This is a genomic window from Thermodesulfobacteriota bacterium (assembly GCA_035559815.1).
Lineage (GTDB): Bacteria > Desulfobacterota_D > UBA1144 > Nemesobacterales > CSP1-2 > DATMAT01.
Genome location: DATMAT010000010.1, coordinates 31,734 through 55,159, shown reverse-complemented (window position 1 = coordinate 55,159; position 23,426 = coordinate 31,734). Strand labels below are relative to the sequence as shown.

Here is a 23,426-nt window from a genome sequence, read left to right as displayed (position 1 = left end):
GGATAATGGAGCATTGCCGGAAAGTGAGGAAGATGATAAGCTCAAAAAAGATGAGATAATGCTTAATACTGAACCTAAGAATGTTAAAGTCGAAGTGAAGAACCTTGATTTCTACTATGGAGACGTCCAGGCTTTAAAAAATGTAAATGTTAAAATTGCCATAAATCAAATCACTGCATTAATAGGTGCTTCTGGCTGCGGAAAGACCACCTTTCTCCGCTGTCTCAACAGGATGCATGACCTTTATTCTGGTAATGGTTACCGGGGTGAAATATTACTCCATCCCGAAGGAATTAACATAATTGATACAAGTATTGATCCTATTTTAATAAGAATGAAAGTAGGAATGGTTTTCCAAAAACCGAACCCATTTCCGAAATCTATATACGAGAATGTTGCCTACGGATTGAGAATTAAGGGAATGAAAGACAAAAGGGTTTTGAATGAAAAAGTGGAATGGGCGCTCAAAGCCTCAGCACTCTGGGACGAAGTTAAAGACAGATTAAAAGAAAATGCTTATTCGCTTTCCGGTGGTCAGCAACAAAGGCTTTGCATTGCCCGTGCAATCGCAGTTGACCCAGAGGTGCTTCTTTTCGATGAGCCAACATCCGCACTCGATCCCGTTTCTACCGCAAAGATTGAGGAGCTATCCATAGAACTCAAAAAATACACCACAATAGTTATAGTTACACATAATATGCAGCAGGCAGCAAGAATAGCTGATTACACTGCATTTATGCATCTTGGCGAGCTGGTTGAATTCGACATTACGGAAACTATATTTACAAATCCCAAGAATAAACTCACCGAGGACTATGTAAGTGGACGGTTCGGTTGAGGTGAGTTTGGAAAAAATATCGATAACTGATTAATACTTGAGAAAAAGGAACACATCATGAAAAGGCTACAAGAGGAAATAACTAATTTAAAAAAGCTGCTCCTGGAAATGGCTACTTCTGTAGAAGAGATGATAGCTAAAAGCATAAAGGCACTCAAAGAAAAAAATATGATTCTCGCCGAAGAGGTAATAAAAAGCGACGATAAGATAAACAAGATGGAAATCGAGATAGATAACCTCTGTATAAAGATATTGGCACTGTTCCATCCCGAGGCCGAGGATTTAAGGACTGTTACCATGATTATGAAAATAAACAATGACCTGGAGAGAATAGGCGACCACGCAGTCAACATATCTGAGAAGGCCATTTACCTGGCCGATAAACCCCCTGTGAAACCGCTCATCGATATACCGAAAATGGCAGAAAAAGCAATGGAGATGCTTAGGGAAAGCCTGGATTCCTTCGTGAATAAGAATGAGGAGCTGGCGGTCCAGGTCTGTAAAAAAGACGATGAAGTGGATTTACTTGAAACCCAGGTTATAAGGGAGCTTATCACCTACATGATAGCAGACCCGACGGTTATCGACCGTGCTATTTATCTCATTCTTTTAGCAAGAGACCTGGAAAGGGTTGCAGACCTGACAACGAACATAGCCGAAGATACGTTTTATATAGCCAGCGGCAAGGTCTTAAAGCATCATGCCATGGAAGAGGGGATTTCTTAATAGAGATCCTATAAGTTATTAGTTAGTACTAAACCTGTCCAAAATAAGAGATTGCTTCGCCGCCAAAAAAGCGGCTCACAATTCCGGACGAATGTGAGGAATCTTATTCGGTTTGGGGGATTCTCCCCTTCTTGTCATTCCCACGAAGCTTGTCCTCGCGTATGCGGGGAGTGGGAATCCAGTCAACTATGGACCCCCGATAAAAGACTTCGGGGATGACAGAAAATGTGGACACCCGGTTGATTCCCTGGTTTAACCGGGGGAAGCCAAAAAAGTAAAATGAGTTTGAAGGGTATAAGTGGTATCTAGCGGGATTTGATATAACAAGGTTAATTCAGAACATATACTGAAATGTAATAGCTAGGGTTTAATCAAACGGACACTGCCTTAGCTAATAGCATCTAATGGGGCATTTTACTTGTTTAACTGTCACTCTGGAGTAGGTTGTAAGGACAAACACCTCAATAACTCATCCTTCGACCGGTCTCAGGATGAGCGGATGTATATCCGCTAAGATGATTAATGAAACAAAAACCGTTCATTCTGAGCGCAGTCGAAGAATGAACACCCGAAGAGACTTCATCTTTTGATAAACTCAGTGTAAATTCCATGAACGAACGAGCGTACTTACATCTGCTGAAAATGTAACCTATCCCGACACTGTCCAGCAAATCAAATCTTGATTATTACAACTTGAAATTACAACTGTGTTTAATTCTAGCTCGTGATTTCTATCTGCACTCTATTCTGCATTCGAGCTTATGTTGACTTCTTCTTCCCCTTTTTTATCGGCGACAATCGGATTGTCGGGAGCTTTATTAGAACGCTCATAATAGTACATCGCTTCGGGAAGCCATCTATTCAGGTTATTTATTCTTGTACCGTAGCTGGGGTGAGTAGCCAGGAACTCCGGCGGGGACGGCCTATTCTTAGTGGCCTCGCCCATCCTTTGCCAGAAGGCGACCGATTCTCTAGGGTCATACCCTGCCTGGGCCATGTAGATCAGGCCTATTCTATCGGCCTCCGATTCCTGAGAGCGACTAAAAGGTAATATCCCTCCCACCGTTACTCCAATACCGTAAGCTTGCATTATTGCATTAAGAACGGTGGGGTCGCTGTTTCTGAGAGCAGCGCTAAGGCCGACGGCTCCTAGCTCGGCCAGGATTCCGGCTGACATTCTCTCTGCGCCGTGACGAGCGGCGACATGCGCTACTTCGTGTCCGATTACTGTCGCCAGCCCTGCTTCGGTCTCAGCGATTGGGAGTATCCCGGTGTATACGCCTACTTTTCCTCCGGGAAGGGCAAAGGCGTTAATCGTATTATCGTCCTTGATCACTTTGTAATCCCAGCTTTGATTGGGGGTATTGGAAACTCCGGCTATTCTCGTGCCCACCCGTCTGACAGCCTCATTAAAGTTTGGGTCATCGGATAACTCTTCTTTGCTGAGCAAATCCTGAAAGGCAGTCGCCCCCATCTGAGCGGCCATCTCCGGGGAGATTAGAATCAACTGGGACCTCCCGGTGACCGGAGCCTTATAACAGGTTATAAAGAGAAAAACGAAGGTGATTGCAAGAGATAAAACAATAAAAGGTTTTAATATCCAATTAGATTTTCTTGCAGACCTATACATGGAAGAAACCTTCTCTTTATTCTTATTGTAAAAAATATTATACCCCGGAAAAAAGGTGCATCGGGTATTTGATTAGATTGATACGGCCGATTTGCAATAGGCACGGGCTTTCACCCACGGTGCTTTGGCTGTTAAAAACACCGAGATGAAAGCCCGTCCTACAAACTAAGCCTTGAGGTTTGTTTGGCTTATTCTCTTGATTCCCTCATCGATATCGTCGTCGGATACGGCATAAGTCACTCTGACGTAGCCCTCTCCCTGGCTTCCGAAGGCCGTTCCCGCTACTACTGCAACCCCGGCAGTTTCCATCAGCCTGTTGGTGAACTCCTGTGAAGTCAGACCGGTTCCGCTGATGTCCGGAAAAGCGTAGAAAGCACCGTCGGGAGTATCGCATTTTATACCGGGAATCGAGTTTAACCCCGCTACCATTTTATTTCTCTTCCTTTGCAGAATTTCCAGTTTCCTATCCACCCAGTCTTGGGGGCCGACCATTGCGGCGTAAGCGGCTTTTTGAATAAATGCGGCCACGTTGGTAATGGTGTCCTGTAAAAATATGGATAGCTTCTCGATGACCGGCTTAGGAGCGACCGACCAGCCTATCCTCCATCCGGTCATAGCATAGGTCTTGGAGAATGTATCGATTACTATGGTCCTCTCGGCCATACCGGGCACGGCGGCTATGGTCTTATGTTGTTTACCGTCATACACTATGTGTGAGAATATCTCGTCGGAGATAACCATAAGCTGTTTGTGCCTTAAACAAAGCTCGGCGATCTCTTCCGGGTTCTGCACCAAGTGACCGTTGGGCCTTTGCGGGGTGTTTATGATCAAGAGCTTTGTTTTCGGAGTAATCATGCGTTCGAGCTTGTCCAGGTCAAACTGCCAGTCCGGCTTTGTCAACGGTGTGTGCTTTATGTGTGCGTTGGCATATTTCGCCCAAACCTCATCTGGAGGATACCCCGGGTTTGGAAAGATTACTTCATCACCGTCTTCCAGGAATGTTAAAAGGGCCATATTAAGGGATTGCTTAGCTCCGGCTGTTACTATAACTTCGTCGGGCGTGGTCGGCCTTCCTCTACGGTTCATCTCTTCGGCTATGGCCTCTCTAAGCTCGGGAAGACCGGGTCCCGGGTCATACCTTACATAACCATCTTTGAGTGCTTTCACCGTGGCCTCAAGAACGTGTTCCGGCGTCTCAAAATCGGGCCCCTGATAATCACCCTTTTCAAAGTGGATTACTTTCTTGCCAGTGTTTTTCTCAAGCTCCTTGGCTATTCTCATACTGGCCCATTGTTTTGGCGGGACAAAATGATGTATCCTTTTACTGAATGGATATCTTATGGACATGGACTGTACCTCCTTTTGTTAGGTTATTATCTTAATCCCCATCATCCGTCGCTTGTTGATCCTTTTCCGTTTTTTCTTGTGTATGTAATTTCTTTTCGGCCGGGGCCAGAATCCCTTTTTCAATTACCGAAAATACCTCATCGGCCGTTTCCTCGGCGCTCTTATCCGTCTCGTAGAAAAACATCACCGACCTTACCAGGCCGAAGATTATTAATGACGTAAGCTCCGTGTTTATTGGACGGAAGGAGCCCTCCTTGACGCCCTTCTCCAGGATTTTTTTGTAAAGCTTCACCCTTCTGTGTCTCCAGTGTTCGGTGAACTCAAAGTGCTCTCGAATGAGATGGGTTTCATCCCGGCTCAGGATGCGAAGCACGTCCAGGTTTTGGCGATAGAAGGAAAAAATAAGCTTTAAGACCTTTTTCATCTTCTGCGGAGCGGACTCGCCCTTTTCTACCTCTTTTTCGATCAGGGACTCGATGGATTCAAACCCTTCTTCCAGAATTTCTAAGTACAGCTTTTCCTTAGACTCAAAGTAAAGATAGATGGTGCCCTTGGCAACGCCTACCTTCTCCGCTATCTCATCCATAGTTACGTCATGATAGCTTTTTTCGGAGAACAACTGGGCGGCAGTATGTATAATCTCATCCCTCCGGCCGGTTCTCTTACTGCGGAAATTAACCCTTGCCAGCCTTTTCCCTATTGCTTCTTTTGCTTTTGCCATATTGCTATACCCCGGTGAACTGACTAGTCAGTCACCAATGTAGTATATATTATACGGTTTGTCAAGTGCCTTTTTTTAACGCTCGTGTGGAGTGGTATGGAGCCTGCTAATTCTTGATGAAAATGTAGGGGCGACCCGCCGGGTCGCCCCTACGGAAAGGTCAAAAGGAACTGCATCACATTCCATTTGTGCTATTGTCGGACAATTTAAATCAATTGTTATCAAACTTGTCAATTCATTACGTAGCAATGCCTGGATTGGATGGTGATTACGCTTTACTTTTATAATCCTTACTTCCACTATTTTGTTTTTACCCTAAAAGCCCTTCTGAGTCTCTGTAACCAGTCATTCCCGTGAAACATGTCCTCGCGCAAGCGGGGAGCGGGAATCCAGTATTTAATTATAGATGCCCGACTGATCCCCAGGTTCAACCGAGGGACGGGCATGACATGAAGAGGAGATCCCCGCCGAGGAAGTCGAGGGACTACATCGCCTCGACAGCGGAAATCCTGTGGTAAATCAGGGAATTCTCAAGTTTACTATAGATTCTTTATTTCCTTCTGGAGCACCGGCTTGGAAATAAATGAACTTACTTTTGCCGACTGTCTTTGCGAGCCGTGGATGATGGAGAGCAGCCCGGTGTATATGAAGCCGAATTGAATGAGCAGGAGGAACGGTATCCATCCGACATAGCCGATAAAAGCGCCGTAGGCGGTCTGGAGCACGAAAAGAATACCCACTATCAGTTCTATCAGGCTGGTTATCTCTTTAGAAGAGGTATAGCTTCTGGTGCGCCAGTTGTCGCCTTTGGAGGTTACGGCAAATTTGGGGGTGCGTTTAAATTCGGACTTCTTACCAAGGATGGCTTCAAACACCGCTTTTGAATTGTTTATGGCGATGCCGGTTCCAAGGGCAATGGATAGGGGTACATATTTTAAGTATTTGGTCCATTCCTTGCCGTGAACCTCTCTAGTGGTGAGCACATAGAACCTTATAACGCTCAGAGTACAGGCGGATACGATGAATAGGTTGAAAAAGACCACTTTCTCCCATCCGAAAGAGTGCCAGAAATAGGATATTGGCAGCATCAGGGAGAGAAGGATCAAAAGTAAAACATAGGCAAAATTCCCGAGCAGGTGAAAACAGGCTTCGACCTTTATGCTCAGGGGAAGTTCTTTTGCTCTCAGAATTTGGGGCAGGAGCTTTATTGCCGTTTGTATTGCTCCCTTAGCCCAGCGGTGCTGCTGTGATTTAAAGGCATTCATGTCAACCGGCAGTTCCGCATCAACCGCCCAATCCTTCAGGTAAACGAACTTCCATCCCTTTAGTTGCGCCCGGTAACTGAGGTCCAGGTCTTCGGTAAGCGTGTCATGCTGCCAGCCCCCGGATGATTCGATGCACGATCTTCTCAAAACGCCTGCGGTTCCATTGAAGTTAAAAAACCTGCCCGCATGAAATCTGGAGGCCTGCTCTATGACGAAGTGTCCGTCGAGGAGAATGGACTGGGCCTTAGTGAGCGGGGAGTAATCGAGATTTACGTGTCCCCATCTCACCTGAACCATGCCCACCCGGGGGTCAGTGAAGTAATCTACCGTTTTTGTGAGGAAATCCTCCGGCGGAATAAAGTCGGCATCGAATATGGCGATTAGCTCTCCGCGGGCGGTCTCGAGGCCTTCGGCCAGAGCTCCCGCCTTAAACCCGACTCTGTTTTCTCTGTGGATGTAGTGTATGTCGAAGCCCAGGGACCGGTAGTTTTCGACACACTCTCGGGCAATTTCCCTGGTCGGGTCGGTGGAGTCGTCGAGCACCTGGATTTCCAGGAGTTCCTTCGGATAGTTAATCCGGCAAACCGAGGATATCAGCCTTTCTGCAACGTACATCTCATTGTAAATGGGGAGTTGTACGGTAACCGTTGGTAAATTTGTAAATTTCTCCCGGGGCTTTGGTGGCTGTCTTTTGTATTTATTGAAAAGATAAGCCAGATAATACCTATGAATCCCGAACACGCACAGGAGTGCAAGGGCGGTCACATATATCGAAGTTACGATTACTTTGGCGACTACAGTCAAGCTTTCCAAGGCAGTTAGGCAGTCCGAACTCAGGTTCTTGTTTATTATTAGAATCTTAAATTCTTGAGCCTCTCCACCGCTTCGGCGAGCCTCTCTTTACCGATGGTGATCGACACGCGAATATATCCTTCTCCGTATTCTCCGAATCCGTTTCCAGGCGTGACCACAATGCCGGCCTCGCTGAGGAGCCTGGCGGTAAAATCCTTTGATGAGATTCCCTTGGGGGTCTCAAACCAAACATAAAAGGTCGCTTTGGGTGGATGATAGCTCAATCCAATCTCATCGAGCCCTCTACAGAATATATTCCTTCTCTCCTCATAAATCTTCTTTCTCTCCTGAATCCCCAGGGAATAGTTCCTCAAGGCTTCGATACCGGCGAGTTGAATGGCCTGGAAGGCACCGGAGTCTATGTTCGTCTTTACCTTTCCAAGCCCGGCGATAGCCTTCTTATTCCCGGCGGCGAAGCCGAGCCTCCATCCGGTCATGTTGAAGGTTTTAGAAAGGGAGTGGAACTCCATCCCCACTTCCTCTGCTCCGTCCAACTCCAGAAAGCTGGGCGGATTGAAGCCGTCGAATGAGACCTCGGTGTATGCCGCATCGTGGCAGACAAGAATGTTATATTTTGAGGCGAAGTCTATTACCTCCCTGAAAAAAGCCCTTTCCGTAACCGCTGATGTGGGGTTATTGGGATAGTTGAGGAACATAAGTTTGGCCTTTTTCCTGATGTCTTCCGGGATAGAGCCGAGGTCGGGGAGAAAACCGTTCTCCTTCCTTAGGGGCATGGAATAGGGGATGCCGCCGGCGAAGCTCGTAGCGACAGGATAAACCGGATACCCGGGGTCAGGAATCAGGACAACGTCACCGGGGTCGACAAAGGCAAGGGGAGTATGGGCAATTCCCTCTTTTGACCCGATAAGAGTGACCACCTCGGTTTTGGGGTCTACCCTGACCCCAAAGCGCTCCGCATACCAGTCTGCTGCCGATTTTCTGAAGGACAGCATGCCTTCGTAAGAAGGGTATCTATGGTTTGACGGGTCTTCAGCGGCCGCTTTCAACGCATTAATAATGTGGGAAGGAGTTGGGATATCCGGGTCTCCAACCCCCAGGTCAATGATGTCAACGCCCTTTGCTTTCATCTCCTGTTTCTTTGCATCGATCTCGGCGAAAAGGTATGGCGGTAGCTGTTCGATCCTCTTTGCCCATTTGATTTCCATCGGGGACTCTCCTCGATAACGGCTGGTTTCCTGGGGATTGCTAATCATAACTTATGAGTTTTCTGACGGCAAGGGAACGCGATAAGACCTTCAAATCACCGATTACCAAACAAGCAATCGTGGGTTCACCTTAGTAATTTCTATTTTGTGAAGAATTTTCAGGTTCTTGTCAAGGTCGGATTAAGTCCGTATCTCCTCACAAAACCTCCTTTAAAGAGCAAAAGCAATCTCCATACCTTTAATTTTCCATTTTTAAAATATTTAACTGTTGGCGCTACTTATCGGGAAGAAGCATTGATTTAATGATATGATTATATTAAATTGTGTAAAAATGCACAGTAAGAAGTGTGTAAAAATGCACAGAGATATAAATAGTTTTTCTTTTCCCTAAATTATTTGAGCTACATCCCGCCTTAGTTAAACTGGGTTGATTAATTGAGTTTCATTCTATAGTCATCCAGTCCCCGTTTGAACCGGGGATCAATCGGGGGTTTCCTCCGCATGTCATTTCCGAATGTTCCCCAATAAAAACATTTGGGGACAGGATTAATCTGGGCTCCAGTCTTTATGTCATCCCCGAGTGCATTAATCGGGGATCCATAATTGAAAACTGGATTCCCACTTCCGTGGGAATGACAGCGGGCGGAGTCCATGCGCCTATAGCAATCAGCAACAGCGGAGACAAAGTGATCAGCCCCTTGTATTTATCAGCCGAGACCCGGGGATTGGGTTAATATCACTGATAAGCCAGTTTGATGAAATCAAAGGCTAATTTTGTTACTTCTTTTCTGGAAACGCCGGAATCTACCCTGATGTTTTCGAGGCCGATAAGCTCGACATCGATAGACCTAAGCGACAGAAGCTCCACAAAGTGCCCGAAAAAATCCATGTTGCCGTAATAGAACACAAAATCTCGGTTATCAGAATTTACGCCCTCACCATTTATTCTCCGGTATCTCAAACAAATCGGGAGTATGTCTCTTTTGGTTTTAATGGCCGGGGTCAGGAAAGGGGCTTTGAAAGAGAGCACACATTCCCCGTTAGACGTAGTCCCTTCCGGGAACAATACGACGTTGAGTCCATCCTTTAGTAGCTCGGATATGTTATCTATTTCTTCCGAGAGCTTGGCTCTGCTCCTTCTGTCTACGAAGATGCTCCCGCCGAGCTTGGCCATCGTGCCCAGTAAGAATCTGTCCCTGACCTGGTCGATGCTGGCCACAAAGAGGGAGGGGATTACCGACGATATCACGAAGATATCGATGTAGGAAAGGTGGTTGGAGACGATGAAATGATTATTATTGCTTTTGAGTGAATTCTCGAGGTTTTTCACGTAAACCCTGACCCCCAGTATTTTGAGTAGGGCTTTGGAAAATAGGGAAGTAATCCGGGATAGGCAAAACAGCTTTCTCTTTCTGTCTTGTATGAAAAGGTCGGTTAACGAGGCTACCAGCACGGAGAATGAGACCAAGAGAGAAAGCAGGCAAATTTTTATTAATTTTCTAGCCATTTGCAGTCCTATACCTTTTTTCATAGGAGTCGTTCAGTAGCTCGATGTCCAGGACGGTCAAAAAATCTGCACATTTGAACTTCCGGTCTAAGGCGGGCTCCCCACAGACCTTGGCTCCAGCCTTTATATAGCTCTTTAGGAGGGGCGGTATCAGCTCTTCAATCGTTTCCGTTTTTATTTCGAAGCGGTCGAACGTCTGCAAGTGCTGGTTTATCTGTTTTATTATGTGTCTCTCCCGGGGATATACCCGGAAATCGTCGGAAGAAAGATGATGCTCCTTCAGATACCGGTATATGAGGCTTATCTCCACGATGTTAGTAGTGTTTATACTGGAACAACCGAATAGGTACCTGGCGTCAATTCTCCTCATATACTCGGATATGCCCTTCCACAGAAGAGCCAGGGTAATCCCGTTCCGGTAATCCCTGTGGACGCAGGCCCTCCCCAGCTCGAGTTTGTTGCCCGGGGCACTCTTCAGGTTCTGGATCAGGAATTCTGTCTCGGAGTAAAAGCGGTTGGAGTAGGTGGATGAAATAAGCCTGTATGTGCCGACCGCCCTTTCCGACCTTTTGTCCAATATGACCAGATGGTCGCATATGGGGTCGAATTTATCGACGTCTATGTTTAGAAAGGCCTTCCTGTTGAGAAGCTCTTCATAAAACACCTCGTATCTCAGGTTTAAGGCTTTTTCCAGTTCGCAGCCGTTTTCCACTGTCTTTATCACGAATCTGCTGGTGTCAAGTGAAAATGAGACCTTGGGCTTGAAGTACCTGAGCTTCCATAGATATGCCTTTAAAAGCACGTTCGAGCTGGCGACGGTGTTTCTTAGGTGTACGACTTTTTCTGCAATCATACCTTGATCTCCTTGATTTATATGTATGGAAGATTAAGGGACGATTGTTCAGTTATTATTAAAGGTTTATTAATTCTCGTTTAACGTTTTTGAATGGGTCGTCTCTATATTTCTTAATTTGTTCTTAATAGATCTTTAATACTGGTATAATATATCGATACAATCATATATATTAGATATAAGTGATTTCATTGATATATATGGCTAACCAAACTGGTAAACTTTCACATCTGGTCTTTAAATCTGAAAGGGCAAATGTCTTCGGCTAATACCATTATCGTTTCTGACATCCACCTAGGCTCTGAGCTCAGCCGGGTTCCCGAGCTGATAAAGGTCCTTGACTCTTGGACTTACGAGAGGTTGATTCTTCTCGGTGATATTTTTGATAACCTCAATCTTAACAGGCTGAACAAAATCCACTGGAATTTTCTTTCTTACGTTAAACACATAGCCTCACAGAAAGAAGTGGTATGGATAGAGGGAAATCACGACCAAGGGCTCGTCCACGTCGTTCCTTATCTTCTCGGTATCCGAGCATGCCGGGAGTACACTTGGGACTACAACGGAAAAAGATATCTGGCCATGCACGGGCATCAGTTCGATGATTTCGTGACAAACAACGGTAAAATCACCAGCCTGGCATGCTTCTTTCATCGGTTGATAGAGAGAATAGATACGAACAGGTTTATCCTGAGCCGGTTTCTCCAGAGGCATTCTACCACTTTGCTTCGTTTATCGAAGAAGGTCGCCCATGACGCCATACACTATGCCTTGGCCAAAGGGGTCAGCTATGTTTTTTGCGGCCACACGCATCAGGCTATGTCCATGCGGGTTGACGACATCCATTACTACAATACCGGTTGTTGGACCGACAGACCGGCCAGCTACGTATCAATAGACGGACAGTGTGTTCGACTACACGTACTGGAATAGGAGATATACATGAAGATTTTATTCGGGATACAGGGGACCGGTAACGGACACATAAGCCGCTCCAAAGAAGTGATAAGGCATCTGGTCAAGCATGCAGACGTGGATATACTGGTCAGCGAAAGTCAGCACGAAGTAGACGTAGGCTTTGACGTCAAATATAACTTGAGCGGCCTCGGTTATGTGTTTGGGAAGCGCGGGGGGATAGATTACTGGAATTCTGTAAAAAACGCCAGGTTCAGCAAATTCATATCGGACATATCCAATCTGCCCGTGGAAAAATATGATTTAGTCATAAGCGACTTCGAGCCCATCACTGCCTGGGCATCAAAGACGAAAGGGGTTCCCAGCTTGTCGCTATCTCATCACGCCTCTTTCCTTTCCCCAAAGACGCCAAGACCGAAAAGGAAGAACTACTTTGTGGAATTCATTATGAGGTGGTATGCCCCGTGCAGGGTTCCCATCGGCTTTCATTTCGACAGGTATGACACGTTTATTCACACGCCGGTTATTAGGGATGAAATAAGAAACGCGGATGTGAAGAATAACGGCCATTATTCTGTCTATCTCCCGGCATACGATGCCAATTACTTGATGAGGTTCTTGAAGAAGGTCAGGGTAAAATGGGAGATATTCTCTAAGCATCATAGAGGCTTGCCCTACAGCGAGGATAATGTGAAGGTATTTCCGGTGAGTAATGAGGAGTTCGTCAAGAGCATGACCACCTGTGAAGGCCTTTTGTGCGGCGGGGGGTTTGACACCCCGGCCGAGGCCCTTTATTTAGGGAAGAAACTGATGATAGTGCCGATGAAGGGACAATACGAACAGCACTGCAACGCCGAGGCTTTGAGAAGACTGGGTATTCCCGTCGTAAAAAAGCTGGGAAAGGATTTCGATAAGGTTTTAAAAGAATGGGTTGGTTCTTCTTTTATTTATTATGCCGATTATAAAAATAACTTGCCTACGATAATTGAGTCTGTCTTAGAGATAGCGGAGAGTAATAAATTTCGTGGACAAACTCTTTCCCACACTTTACGGAGAAAGGAAACTATAGTAGAGCGGGATCAGTCCATTAATCTGTATTAATCTGGATTTGATCAAACAGACGTTGTCATGTTCAAGAGGGCAACTAAATTAACGTAGGAATAAACTGTACCTTCTAAGATTTCTCCCTGCGCTCTAAACGACAATTCACAAGTTATGTTCCGGGATTATAGGTAGGCTAGCTTTATTTCTTGTTATTTTTCCTAGCGGATAAGAATCAGCTCATCCTGAGTCTAATCGAAGGATGAGATTGATAGACGGAGTTCGCCCTTCGACCCTGCTCAGGGCGAACGGGATTATTGAATAGTTCTCTACTCATTCTCAGTCTTAAACTTTGATAAAGGGTCTTCCCGAACTAACGTGAAGGAGCTTCTAATCCCTTCCTCCAATGTCTGTAAGTAAGATTGTATGGCGTCTTTGATATTCTCTTGCGCCTCATCTTCTGTCTGTCCCTGAGACCAACAACCGGGTAAGCCAGGACACCAGACAGCATAACCTTCTTCGGTTTCTTTGAGGTTGACCTTATATCTCATATCTACCTCCCATGCTCTTTAAGTCTATTCTCCGTATTTTTCTTTTTAAACCTTTCGGATTTATGGTGTTATAACTTCCTTTATTGCCCCTCTAACAAGAAACCAACTAGTTCGAGGGGCATGTCCAAAGTAGGATATGAAACCTCTTCAAAAAATGAGTATTGAAACGCACTGATAAAGAGTCCGCCAGCAAAAAGATATGCGAGGTCACGACCAAGAAAGTGTGTGTAGAATCTCTCAACCCCTGAAAAATCAATTGTCATTAAAGTTTCCTTCTCTTGCTATCCTTTTCAAGTGAAAATCTACTTCTTCTTAATATATGCTATAAATTTTATAAAACCTTCTTATTTGCCGCAATATGTAGATCCTAATAATAATATAGATATTCAACATTTCCTTGTTGACTCTAACATTTACTCCATATGGCCTCTTCTAATTACATATCAGTAAGAGAAAAGTGAGACTCCAAACGACTAATGCTTCAGCTTTAAATACGAATCATCTATCTTTTTCTTATCGAAAACTCAAGCGTTTCGTATTTCGACTGTCTCAACGCTTCTCTAAGCTCCTCGTCTCGGGAGAACTTCTTTTGGTTTAGCCTTCGGCTGCGCAGCCGAAGATTAATAAGAGGTTCGGTGAAAGGATAGGGGTCGATTGTGTAGTTAGAGCCGTTCCCTGATTTCAGGTTAAGCGTGGTTACACTGCCGTTATACTCGAGGGGTACGTCCTTGATCTTGATCGAATTCCAACCATGGCAAAGCGCTAGTGAGATTACATCCCCGATCTGGACGAGCCTGAGGTTAACCCGAACGTCCCCGGGGAGGGATTTGAGGTCTAGATTCGAGATATTAACCTTGAGCATATCGGAGACAAAATCAATTATTTCATCGTGTGAAGTCCTTGCCGTTGTTTTGTTTGAGTTGTTATTGAGCGACTTCTCGTTGAGCTTCCCAAAATGGAGCGCAATGAGTACCGAGGCGTAAGGGTGCTCCAGCGAATGCCTTTTAAAACAGCGCCGCCATATTTCCGCCTGGTCGGAAGAGCTCATCTCCAGAAAGTTCATGGGGTATTTGTTTTCTGGGTTCACTTTGGGAGAGGAGTCCCATTCTCTCCAGCCGTTGTCGTGTTCCCTTATGGCGAATAAAACCTCGTCGTATGGGTTGGGCCTGGCGAATGAATCATCGCCCCAGTATTTCATGATATCCCCGGCCAGCTGGGCATGGTCGTGCTGATTGATAAGAATCCAGCCCTTTTTTCCTTCTCTCCTGATCACTATAGAACTCCTCAGATGCCCCCGACGAATCTTCCGGGATTGAAAATATTATTCGGGTCAAAAAGGGATTTCAACCTCTTCATTATACGGAGTGATGTCCCTACCTCACCCCAAACATCTACCTGCGATTTTAAATCGGGAGAGGCGTATTGGACGACCAGTGTGCCGTCCAGGGAATTTACCAGGTTACGAAGAGAACCGACGGCTTCTACTAGTGCCGGTATTTCGCCCTCCAGGGAAGAGATTATAACTCCGTTACCCGCCCTTGCCGATGCTAAAACCCTAAGCCCGGTGTTTCTAGACAGCTCTTCCAATTCTTGAAAGACCCTGGGAACATCGGTAATTAAGACGCTTGCTTTACACACGGCTTTACTGCTTACGGTTGCCTCGCTCCAGGGAAAGTCCCTTACCTCATGCCAAATGTCTTTTTCAGTGTTGCCATCCACTAAGATTCCATCCAACTCACAAATATCTTTTACCCTGGCAATCTGTTCTCTAACCGCTTTTTCCACACTCTCCATTCTCACGGCAAGTGCGTATCTATCTTTGCTCAAGTTTAGGTTTAATTTATCGGAGATGATACCCGCCAGGTTTGGATTTAGAGCCTCCAGGCAGGTGGGCACGAGGGAGGAGTTTAAGACGGTGTTCACGGCTTGTTGAAGCCCTTCCCGGGTTGAAAAAGTTGCTATGAATGTTTGAGAAAATTCAGGTACAGGGTAAAGTCGAAAAGTGGCTTCCACCATGATTCCCAAGGTTCCGAGAGATCCGACGTATAGCTTGGGTAAATCATATCCGGCGACGTTTTTGACCACCTTGGCCCCGCCCTTTACGATACTCCCGTTGGAGCGAACCACCTTGATCCCGATGAGAAACTCTCTAATCGTTCCATATCTAAGCCTTCTGGGCCCGCTGTCGTTTGTGGCGATTATTCCCCCCACCGTTGCACCGCTGTCGAGATGCGGCGGGTCAATGGCTACGAACTGGTTTTTATCTCGAAGGGCCTTCTGGAATTCCTCTAGGGAGATGCCGCACTCGGTAATTGCCACCAGGTCTGATGACTCATGCTCAATAACACGGTTAATACGCCTGGTGGAGAGCACAATGTCTATACTGCGCGGTTCTCTTCCCAGGCCTATTTTAGTTCCTCCTCCCCAGGGGATAATCGCCAGCGATTCAGCAAAAGCTAGTTTCACAATCTCTGAGATTTCCTCTACAGTTTTAGGAAGCACTACCATACTTGGCGTTTTACCCTCGACGGAGTAACGTTCCAGTTCAGGCGGTTTTAATAGTGCATTATTCTCACCTACGATGTCGATTATTTCCTTTATTGCGCTTTTCATCTTTTCGGATGGAGAATTCTGCTCTTTTCCTCGATGTTAAGGGTTAAAAGTAGGGGCAGGCCGTCCAAGGTAAAGAGAGAGGGCGCCACCTTCCACGAATAACGTCTGACCGGTTATGTACTCCGCCTCATCCGATGCGAACATGATAGCCGGGGGCACCATATCTTCCGGCTTGGCCAGCCGTCCTTCCGGAATTCCCTTTGTCATGTAATTTTCATATTCAGACTTTTTTGAAGAGGAAGACATCGGGGTTACCGTTGACCCCGGTGCGATGCAATTTACGGTGATTTTGTATGGCGCCAGGTCTGCACCCATTACCCGCGTAATGTGTATCACCCCTGCTTTTGCTACCTGGTAGGCAGCAGAAACAGGGTGAAAGTCCATAACTCCGGCTACCGAACCGATGTTTATTATGCGTCCGCTGGTTCCCTGGGCAATTATACGTTTTGCGAAGCTCTGAGAAAGGAAAAAAAGGCCTCGCAAGTCGATATTCATGTGTTTGTCCCAGCTCTCCGGCGTTACTTCCAATAACTCCTCCCGCGCGGAATAGGCCGCATCGTTGACCAGGATATCGACCTTGCCAAACTCCTCTACAGCCCTCGTCAGCAAACGGTCGTGGTCATCCAGGTTTCCGACATCGGTAACCACGTAGATGGCGTTTCCACCAGCACTTTTTACCTCTTCTACCGTTTCCCTGCATTTTTGCTCATCCAGAGCGGCTATGACCACCTTGGCGCCTTCTTTGGCGTAGGCATGAACTATTGCTCGACCTATACCCGAAGAGCCCCCGGTAACAATCGCTACCTTGTTTTCTAATCTCATGGGATATTCTCCTAATTTACTATCGTTTTACAGCAACGAAAGAAATTTAATTTTAACTCGATATTTCCCTGTAACTTGCTATAGGATTTCCCTCTTTCTCCTCCCCCCTTGCGGGTGAGGATTAAAGTTGTATCTTTTTTCCCCCATCCTAATTTTTATTTCCATTTGATGCATGTGGTTCCCTGAAAAACCTCCCTCTCAATAGCGACCTCAGATCCCACTGCGTATCAAATAAGGCACCCCACTAAGGGGGGAAGGTGTATCGGAAATAAATTCTTTCACTCTCTCCTTCATCTCCTCCTATCAAGGGAGGAGAAATCTTAATATCCTCTGCAGGCTGCTGCATGATCATTAATTCAATCCGGTTAGGCTATACTCAAAATCTTTCTCCCAAGCCGGCTTTTTCGACCGGATGCTCTCTATAGGATGTTGCCCCTGCTTCGATGCATGATCGGGGCGTAGGAAATACCTTGCCCGGGTTGCAGAGTCCCTTGGGGTCAAAGGTGCATCGAATCATATTCATCGTATCTAAAGCCTGCTCGTCGAACATGAGGGACATAAAACGCTTTTTATCATGTCCTACGCCATGCTCTCCGGTTATGCTCCCGCCTACATACACGCATACCTTGAGAATCTCCCCGGCCAACTCTTCGGCCTTTTCCGCCTCCCCGGGTTTAGAGGAGTCATATAACACGAGAGGGTGAAGATTGCCGTCGCCGGCGTGAAAAACATTGGCCACCCGAAGGCCAAATTTTTTACTCAGGTCTTCTATCTCCCCCAAGACCTCGGCCAGCTTGGTCCTGGGAATGACTCCGTCCTGGACGTAGTAGTTATGACTCATCCGTCCCATCGCTGCGAATGCGCTTTTTCTCCCCTTCCAGAATAGCGCCCTTTCCTCGGCATCCCTGGCCAATCTTATCTCGGCGGCTTTACATTCTTTTAGCGTTTCCACCACCAGTGGGGACTGTGCTTGTACTTCGGCAGTCGGCCCGTCCAGCTCGACCAGTAGTATGGCCCCGGCATCCACCGGATAACCGGCCTGAACGGCTTTTTCTACGGCAATAATGCTCAAGCTGTCCATGATCTCCATGCCGGCAGGGATGATCCCCCTGGCCGTAATTGCGGCCACGGCGGCTCCGGCGTGCTCAACCTTCTCAAACGCCGCTAGGAACGTTTTTACCATCTCCGGCTTCCTTATAATTCTTAAGACCACTTTAGTCACAATTCCCAAAAGCCCCTCCGATCCTACGAATATCCCCACCAGGTCGTATCCGGGATGGTCCTGGGTTTTTCCTCCTAGCGTTACTATTTCCCCGTCGGGAAGGACTACCTCCAGCCCTAAAACGTGGTTTGTTGTAACGCCGTATTTCAGACAATGTAAGCCGCCCGAGTTCTCGGCAACGTTACCGCCGATGGTACAAACAAGCTGGCTCGACGGGTCGGGAGCGTAATAGTATCCGCTGTCGCTCACCGCATTCGTAACCCATAGATTTACCACCCCCGGCTCGACCACCACTCTTTGATTGGGGACGTCGATTTCCAGAATTCGGTTCATGCGCGAAAGGGAAATCACGATCCCTTCTTCGGTGGGTAGCGCCCCGCCAGAGAGCCCGGTCCCCGCGCCCCTGGGGACGAATGGGATATTTTCTTGGTTACAGAGCTTTATGATTTCAGAAACTTCCCTAGCCGATTTGGGTAGCACCACAAAAATAGGCTTTATTCGGTAACCGGTGAGTGCATCGCACTCGTACACTATGAGTTCATCGGGAGAAGAGATAACCCCGTCTGGGTCCAAAATCCGGAGTAATCTATCGGCAAAACTTCTTTTCCAGTTTTGTGGTTTGGCTCGGGGATGCTCACTCATATTAAACCGACCCATGGTTCGTGAGTAAGGACTGATATAACTTTAGCAAAAAGGTTATATTACCTTCATTATGAACTAAGCCGTATTTGGTGTAAAGCTCTACACGCAAAGGTCAGGATTTAAAACAACAGCCAGGATCGGGAAATGAGTTGGTATGCTAAACGCCCCGGTTAATGCCGGAGTAATACGTTAAATTTAGGCTCTAACTTTATTGTCATACATGTGAGGACAGGCTTATCGAGTATCAACTGGTAGAGACGCATTGCAATGCGTCTCTACAAAGAAATGATTCCCCTTTCGTGGGAATGACAGGTCTGGGGATTCTCACTCCCTACGTGCGTGAGGACAAGCTTTGTGGGAATGATAACAAATCTAGGTTACTCAATCTTGTTTATAGGTTGTTAGCTCTCATGAATGGGGTATACGATTAATCCGATTCACTTTCGCCCTTAATAATCTTACTTTCCTCATTTGTGCCGTGCTCAACTTGCTCTAGGTACTCAGTAGGGATGGAATCAATTTTATTTGTTATATGAATCACTCCATCCTTGTCCGTCCATTTGTAGATATTAGTATCGGATGAGTGCACAGGATATTCAGAAAATGTATCATCGCCGGGATACTCCTCTGTTTCCTCGATTTCATTTTCCAGTTCTTTCTGCACCTTCTCGGCATCCTCGAGCTTTCTTTTCCGTTCCAGGCAAAAATCCTTGAGAGCTAGACATTGATCCTTGCATTTTTCTCTTCTCCCCCTGGTTATCTCCGATTCTTTCCTCGATTTTCCCCATACGTCGTATTTAGGCGTGCTATGCTTCCGCTCACAGGATTCTGTGCATTGCTCGTGTTCCGAGTTGCATTTTGATTCCGAGTTTCCCGCTCTGCTAATTCCGGTGAAAGGCGGAATCATGATGCAAAAAAGGATGAGATGTAAAATTATTTTTCTCATTGTTTTCATCTCCTTGAACGCAATTATCTCTACTGCTGAAACCAGGAATCTATAGTACTTTTGTGCTATCTGGGGCTTAGGCGTTTCTACGGCCTGGGCAAAGGGGCGAGGTATCAAAATGTTTTAAAAGGAGAGCGGGGCTAGATATGGAACCTTACAGTGAAATTTATGAAGGTTGCAGTGCCTATTTTAATATGATATAGACTTGTCTTGTTCGCTTGACAATGGGTAAGAATAAGAAATCGAAGCATGTCAGAAAGCCAGTATCCCCCGAAGCCGAGCTAACTCCCAACCAGGAAAGGGTCGGAAGAATTAAATCTATATTGAATCACAAGGGGTTTGTGGCGATTTTTCTCTTTTTCGTCTCGTTCCTGGTATTCCTCCCGTCTCTTAAGAACGGGTTTGTCTGGGACGATGTGGTGGTTATACAGCAAAACTATAATGCCTTTAAGAGATTTCATCCCTCCTCACTCCTCATCCCCAAAGATAGAAAGGTAAAAAGGGTCGGATATTTTCGTCCGATGGTTTATACGTCGATGTATGTGGATAGAAATGTGTGGGGTTTATCACCATTTGGCTTTCACCTGAGCAACCTTGTGTTCAACTCGACTGCCACGGTGCTATTTTATTTTATGGCTCTTCTTCTTCTCAAGGAATTCGGGGTAGAGAGAAAAGAAAGCATTGCCTTTTTATCATCCCTTCTTTTTGCCTTTCACCCAATGCATGTAGAGTCTGTCTCCTGGGTAGCCGGTAGGACAGATGTCTTATGCGGCCTGTTTTTTTTCTTGGCGTTTATTTTCTACATGCTTTCTTATCGGAAATTGGGATTCTTGGTATTGGTGATACTTTCCCTCGTTCTTTCCCTGTTTTCCAAGGAAGTAGCCGTTGCCTTTCCGGTCGCTGCACTAGCCTTTGACCTGGTTAGCGGCAGGTATAAAAGCCGGGTCAATTTATTGAAATACGCCCTATGTCTGATACTGGTCTTTGCCTTCGTATACCTGAGGGGAAGGGGCTTCGTAACCATCCCCCAAATATCTGCGGGGAGAATACAGGACACAGTCGACCACGGTTTTCATTATTGGGGAGTTTTAAAAATCCTGCTAAATTCTTATGCCTTCTACATAAAGGAGCTGGTTTTCCCCTTTGACTTTAATGCATTTATTGGGAAGGTGCCGGGTGGGTTTAAATATTTATTCTCCTCAGTTCTTATCTTTTTCCTTTCCGGTGTGGCAAGCTATATATCCATAAAGAGGAAAAAGGGACTGATTGCCTTCTCCCTCTTGTGGATTTTTATCACTATCGCCCCCTCTTTAATCATCGCCGTCTCCTTCATCGCCGCTACGCCCCTTGCTGAGAGATATCTGTACGTTCCCTCAGCAGGCTACTGCATGCTGCTGGGATATTTAATATTCCTTGGAGGTAAATGGTTTAAGGATCAAAGAGTAGTCTGGGTGATTAGCACGGTTATCCTTCTTTCCTATCTGTTTTACACGGTAGACAGACAAAGCGTCTGGAGAGATAACCTGAGTCTTTGGGAAGATGCTACAAAAAGCTCTCCGGATGAATTTCTTCCCCATCTGAACTATGGAGCAGCCCTACAAGAGGCCGGGAAGCTAGATGAAGCGCTCGGTGAATATATACTGGCCCTTAATGCCAAAGAAAGCAACAATAGGAGACAGAAAGCTCGAGCCTCCAGTAACATCGGTATTGTATATGGGATCAAAGGAGACCTTGTGAATGCCGAAAGATGGTTCATCAAAGCTATAAATCTTGACCCAAGCTATTGGAGGTCATACTATCACCTAGGGGTGATTTATGTAATAAGAGGGGATAACGGGGATCCTTCCGCCTACAAAAAGGCGGAGCAATATCTCCAAAGAACAGTGAGGATTTATCCTAAGTTTGGAAGGGCATATCTGGTGCTGGCAAAGCTATACATGCGCTTCGGGGAGAGGGACAAAGCCAGGGAAAACGCCCAAAAGGCCCTCAGAACCTCTCTTAGTGAACCTATGGTTAAGGATGCACAGTTTATCTTAAAAATAACTAATTAGAGCTATGGTACCGGCCAGATAAAACTTCCGTCCTCGATCTATAAAAGATAAACTTGTTTAAACTGTAATAACCAGTATTTAACCAAAAAGACACTGCCTCAGCTAGTCACATCTAACGGACAATGTTAGCTGTCTAACCGTCACTCTGGAGCGAAGAGTCTATACTTTTGAGATTCTTCACCTTCGGTTCAGAATGACAGCATTAGGAATCTATCGGGAAACCCTAATTTATTCCAACCCTGTCTGACAAATTAAATTTTGATTATTACAGTTTTTAACTTTGGTTAGTGCCCTGTGGATAAACATCAAACCCGGTAGCAAGGACTTACCCACTTAATTTAATGTCCATGCTAGGTTTTATGCTTAACCTATTGTTATCACTGTAATCTATGCGGAGCCGTTATTTTATTTCATGTGAATAGAATTGTGGGCAGACGCCCTAGATTTGTGGACAAGCTGTGGATTTGTGTGAAATAACTGTGGGGAATCTAAAAACAACTAATCGTGTTTTTGTGATTAGCTTATGTTGATTGCTACTCAGGCCTGGAATCGAAACCTGATGGATACCTATTCGTTTTTTATGGCGAACTCTCCCAGCCTTACCACACGCTTTGTGTCTTTCAGGTCGTCCAGTAGCTTCGAGACAGGAACATTTAAAACCGGGTGAACCAGGTCTCGGGCGACCTCGCTCAGGGGTAAAAGGACAAATCTTCTTAGATGCATCATCGGATGAGGTATGGTTAATTCCTCGGTCTCGATTATCGAGTCATCATAAAGGAGAATATCGAGGTCAATTATCCTGGGCCCCCATTTTTCTTCCGGTGCCCTGCCAAACTTATGCTCGATAGATTGAAGATAAACCAGAAGACCGGAAGGGGAGAGGTCGGTCTCGGCTTTTACCACACAGTTAATGAAATCAGCTTGGTTTTCCCGGCCTACCGGCTCGGTCTCATACAAGGAGGATACGGAGGAGATGCCGGCAAAGGCGGAAATTTCATGAACGGCCTTGAGGCAGTTCTCCACCCTGTTTCCCAGGTTCGAGCCTATTCCTATGAATGCCGATGCCATTGCTAATATTTTAAGAATAAAAGTTTGACTATACAAAGGCGTTTATTTAACCTAATCGAAAACCCCGCGGCAAGGGGGGTATGCACTTGTAATAATATTGCCTCAAGTGTCATTGCGAGGAACCCTTCGATAAACTCAGGACAGGCATGGTGACGAAGCAATCTCGTGAACAATGGCAAAAAGAGAGATTTCTTCACATCCTTCTGACGTTCGCAATGACAATGTAGCGGTAACCCGGTGCATGCCATAGAGAATTCTCAAGTTAAAAGGAGGTCGCAAATGGCTGTACTATCGGAAAAAGAGATTAAGGAAAAACTAAAGGACCTAGAAGGCTGGCAGTTGAAGGGGAATGAGATTGCCAAGACCTATACCCATAAAGATTTTGTAGATGCTATGGCCTTTGTGAACAAGGTTGCCATCCTTGCCGAAAAGGCGGACCACCATCCGGATATTTTGATTAAATACAACAAAGTAACTCTCAGCCTTTCCACACACAGCCAGGGCGGAGTAACCGATAACGACATTAATCTGGCGAAGAATATAGACAAGACAAAGTAGATCCTCCGGTTCGGATTGCCTGCCTTAGATTAATCAAGCTGAAAATCCTGGGACAAATGTAATCTCTAATTTTTTTAAGCAGGAAAAAAAGA

20 protein-coding genes are annotated in these 23,426 nt (G+C 45.9%); 6 read left to right on the top strand and 14 right to left on the bottom strand.

Going from position 1 to position 23,426, the window contains the following annotated elements; genetic code table 11:
* Positions 1–58: 58 nt before the first annotated feature.
* Complete coding sequence (pstB, locus tag VNN20_02160; protein HWP90989.1) at positions 59–838, top strand: phosphate ABC transporter ATP-binding protein PstB; 780 nt, start codon at positions 59–61, stop codon at positions 836–838.
* Positions 839–895: 57 nt separating this feature from the next.
* Positions 896–1,564 carry a phosphate signaling complex protein PhoU gene (phoU, locus tag VNN20_02155; protein ID HWP90988.1) on the top strand — a complete coding sequence of 223 codons (669 nt, stop codon included), beginning with the start codon at positions 896–898 and terminating at the stop codon, positions 1,562–1,564.
* A gap of 742 nt (positions 1,565–2,306) precedes the next feature.
* Here phoU and VNN20_02150 read toward each other — a convergent pair.
* From VNN20_02150 to VNN20_02120, 7 genes are all read right to left on the bottom strand, one after another.
* Positions 2,307–3,194: a M48 family metallopeptidase gene (locus VNN20_02150; protein ID HWP90987.1), complete on the bottom strand. Its 888-nt coding sequence runs from the start codon at positions 3,192–3,194 to the stop codon at positions 2,307–2,309.
* A 165-nt stretch (positions 3,195–3,359) separates the two neighbouring features.
* On the bottom strand, positions 3,360–4,541 hold the full coding sequence (locus VNN20_02145) for a pyridoxal phosphate-dependent aminotransferase (protein ID HWP90986.1): 1,182 nt from the start codon (positions 4,539–4,541) through the stop codon (positions 3,360–3,362).
* 31 nt (positions 4,542–4,572) lie between these two features.
* The gene (locus VNN20_02140; protein ID HWP90985.1) at positions 4,573–5,262 is read right to left on the bottom strand and encodes a TetR/AcrR family transcriptional regulator; all 690 of its coding nucleotides are present in this window, start codon (positions 5,260–5,262) and stop codon (positions 4,573–4,575) included.
* A 539-nt stretch (positions 5,263–5,801) separates the two neighbouring features.
* Positions 5,802–7,331, bottom strand: a complete 1,530-nt coding sequence (locus VNN20_02135; GenBank protein HWP90984.1) for a cellulose synthase family protein — start codon at positions 7,329–7,331, stop codon at positions 5,802–5,804.
* A 47-nt stretch (positions 7,332–7,378) separates the two neighbouring features.
* On the bottom strand, positions 7,379–8,545 hold the full coding sequence (locus VNN20_02130; GenBank protein ID HWP90983.1) for an LL-diaminopimelate aminotransferase: 1,167 nt from the start codon (positions 8,543–8,545) through the stop codon (positions 7,379–7,381).
* Positions 8,546–9,281: 736 nt separating this feature from the next.
* Positions 9,282–10,052, bottom strand: a complete 771-nt coding sequence (locus VNN20_02125) for a lysophospholipid acyltransferase family protein (protein ID HWP90982.1) — start codon at positions 10,050–10,052, stop codon at positions 9,282–9,284.
* Complete coding sequence (locus VNN20_02120) at positions 10,045–10,905, bottom strand: GNAT family N-acyltransferase (protein ID HWP90981.1); 861 nt, start codon at positions 10,903–10,905, stop codon at positions 10,045–10,047. The genes VNN20_02125 and VNN20_02120 overlap by 8 nt, the downstream gene beginning before the upstream one ends.
* 255 nt (positions 10,906–11,160) lie before the next feature.
* Between VNN20_02120 and VNN20_02115 the strand changes: the two genes are divergently transcribed.
* Together VNN20_02115 and VNN20_02110 are read left to right on the top strand one after the other, a co-directional pair.
* The gene (locus tag VNN20_02115; protein HWP90980.1) at positions 11,161–11,838 is read left to right on the top strand and encodes a UDP-2,3-diacylglucosamine diphosphatase; all 678 of its coding nucleotides are present in this window, start codon (positions 11,161–11,163) and stop codon (positions 11,836–11,838) included.
* Between the two features lie 9 nt (positions 11,839–11,847).
* The gene (locus VNN20_02110; protein HWP90979.1) at positions 11,848–12,921 is read left to right on the top strand and encodes a glycosyltransferase family protein; all 1,074 of its coding nucleotides are present in this window, start codon (positions 11,848–11,850) and stop codon (positions 12,919–12,921) included.
* A 269-nt stretch (positions 12,922–13,190) separates the two neighbouring features.
* Here the strand turns inward: VNN20_02110 and VNN20_02105 are convergent, their stop codons facing one another.
* From VNN20_02105 to VNN20_02080, 6 genes are all read right to left on the bottom strand, one after another.
* Positions 13,191–13,412 (bottom strand): type II toxin-antitoxin system HicB family antitoxin, encoded by a 222-nt coding sequence (locus VNN20_02105; GenBank protein ID HWP90978.1) that lies wholly within the window; start codon positions 13,410–13,412, stop codon positions 13,191–13,193.
* Positions 13,413–13,914: 502 nt separating this feature from the next.
* Positions 13,915–14,685 (bottom strand): DUF3891 family protein, encoded by a 771-nt coding sequence (locus VNN20_02100; GenBank protein HWP90977.1) that lies wholly within the window; start codon positions 14,683–14,685, stop codon positions 13,915–13,917.
* Between the two features lie 11 nt (positions 14,686–14,696).
* The gene (locus VNN20_02095; protein ID HWP90976.1) at positions 14,697–16,025 is read right to left on the bottom strand and encodes an FAD-binding oxidoreductase; all 1,329 of its coding nucleotides are present in this window, start codon (positions 16,023–16,025) and stop codon (positions 14,697–14,699) included.
* A gap of 36 nt (positions 16,026–16,061) precedes the next feature.
* Positions 16,062–16,847, bottom strand: a complete 786-nt coding sequence (locus VNN20_02090) for a glucose 1-dehydrogenase (GenBank protein HWP90975.1) — start codon at positions 16,845–16,847, stop codon at positions 16,062–16,064.
* A gap of 376 nt (positions 16,848–17,223) precedes the next feature.
* The gene (locus VNN20_02085; protein HWP90974.1) at positions 17,224–18,711 is read right to left on the bottom strand and encodes an FAD-linked oxidase C-terminal domain-containing protein; all 1,488 of its coding nucleotides are present in this window, start codon (positions 18,709–18,711) and stop codon (positions 17,224–17,226) included.
* 427 nt (positions 18,712–19,138) lie between these two features.
* Positions 19,139–19,657: a hypothetical protein gene (locus VNN20_02080; GenBank protein HWP90973.1), complete on the bottom strand. Its 519-nt coding sequence runs from the start codon at positions 19,655–19,657 to the stop codon at positions 19,139–19,141.
* Between the two features lie 224 nt (positions 19,658–19,881).
* Between VNN20_02080 and VNN20_02075 the strand changes: the two genes are divergently transcribed.
* Positions 19,882–21,708, top strand: a complete 1,827-nt coding sequence (locus VNN20_02075; protein ID HWP90972.1) for a hypothetical protein — start codon at positions 19,882–19,884, stop codon at positions 21,706–21,708.
* A 567-nt stretch (positions 21,709–22,275) separates the two neighbouring features.
* On the opposite strand, the gene folK is transcribed toward VNN20_02075, so the two are convergent.
* Entirely contained in the window at positions 22,276–22,776 is a 501-nt protein-coding gene (gene folK, locus VNN20_02070; protein ID HWP90971.1) for a 2-amino-4-hydroxy-6-hydroxymethyldihydropteridine diphosphokinase, read from the bottom strand.
* A 279-nt stretch (positions 22,777–23,055) separates the two neighbouring features.
* Between folK and VNN20_02065 the strand changes: the two genes are divergently transcribed.
* Entirely contained in the window at positions 23,056–23,334 is a 279-nt protein-coding gene (locus VNN20_02065) for a 4a-hydroxytetrahydrobiopterin dehydratase (GenBank protein ID HWP90970.1), read from the top strand.
* The last annotated feature ends 92 nt before the right edge of the window (positions 23,335–23,426 follow it).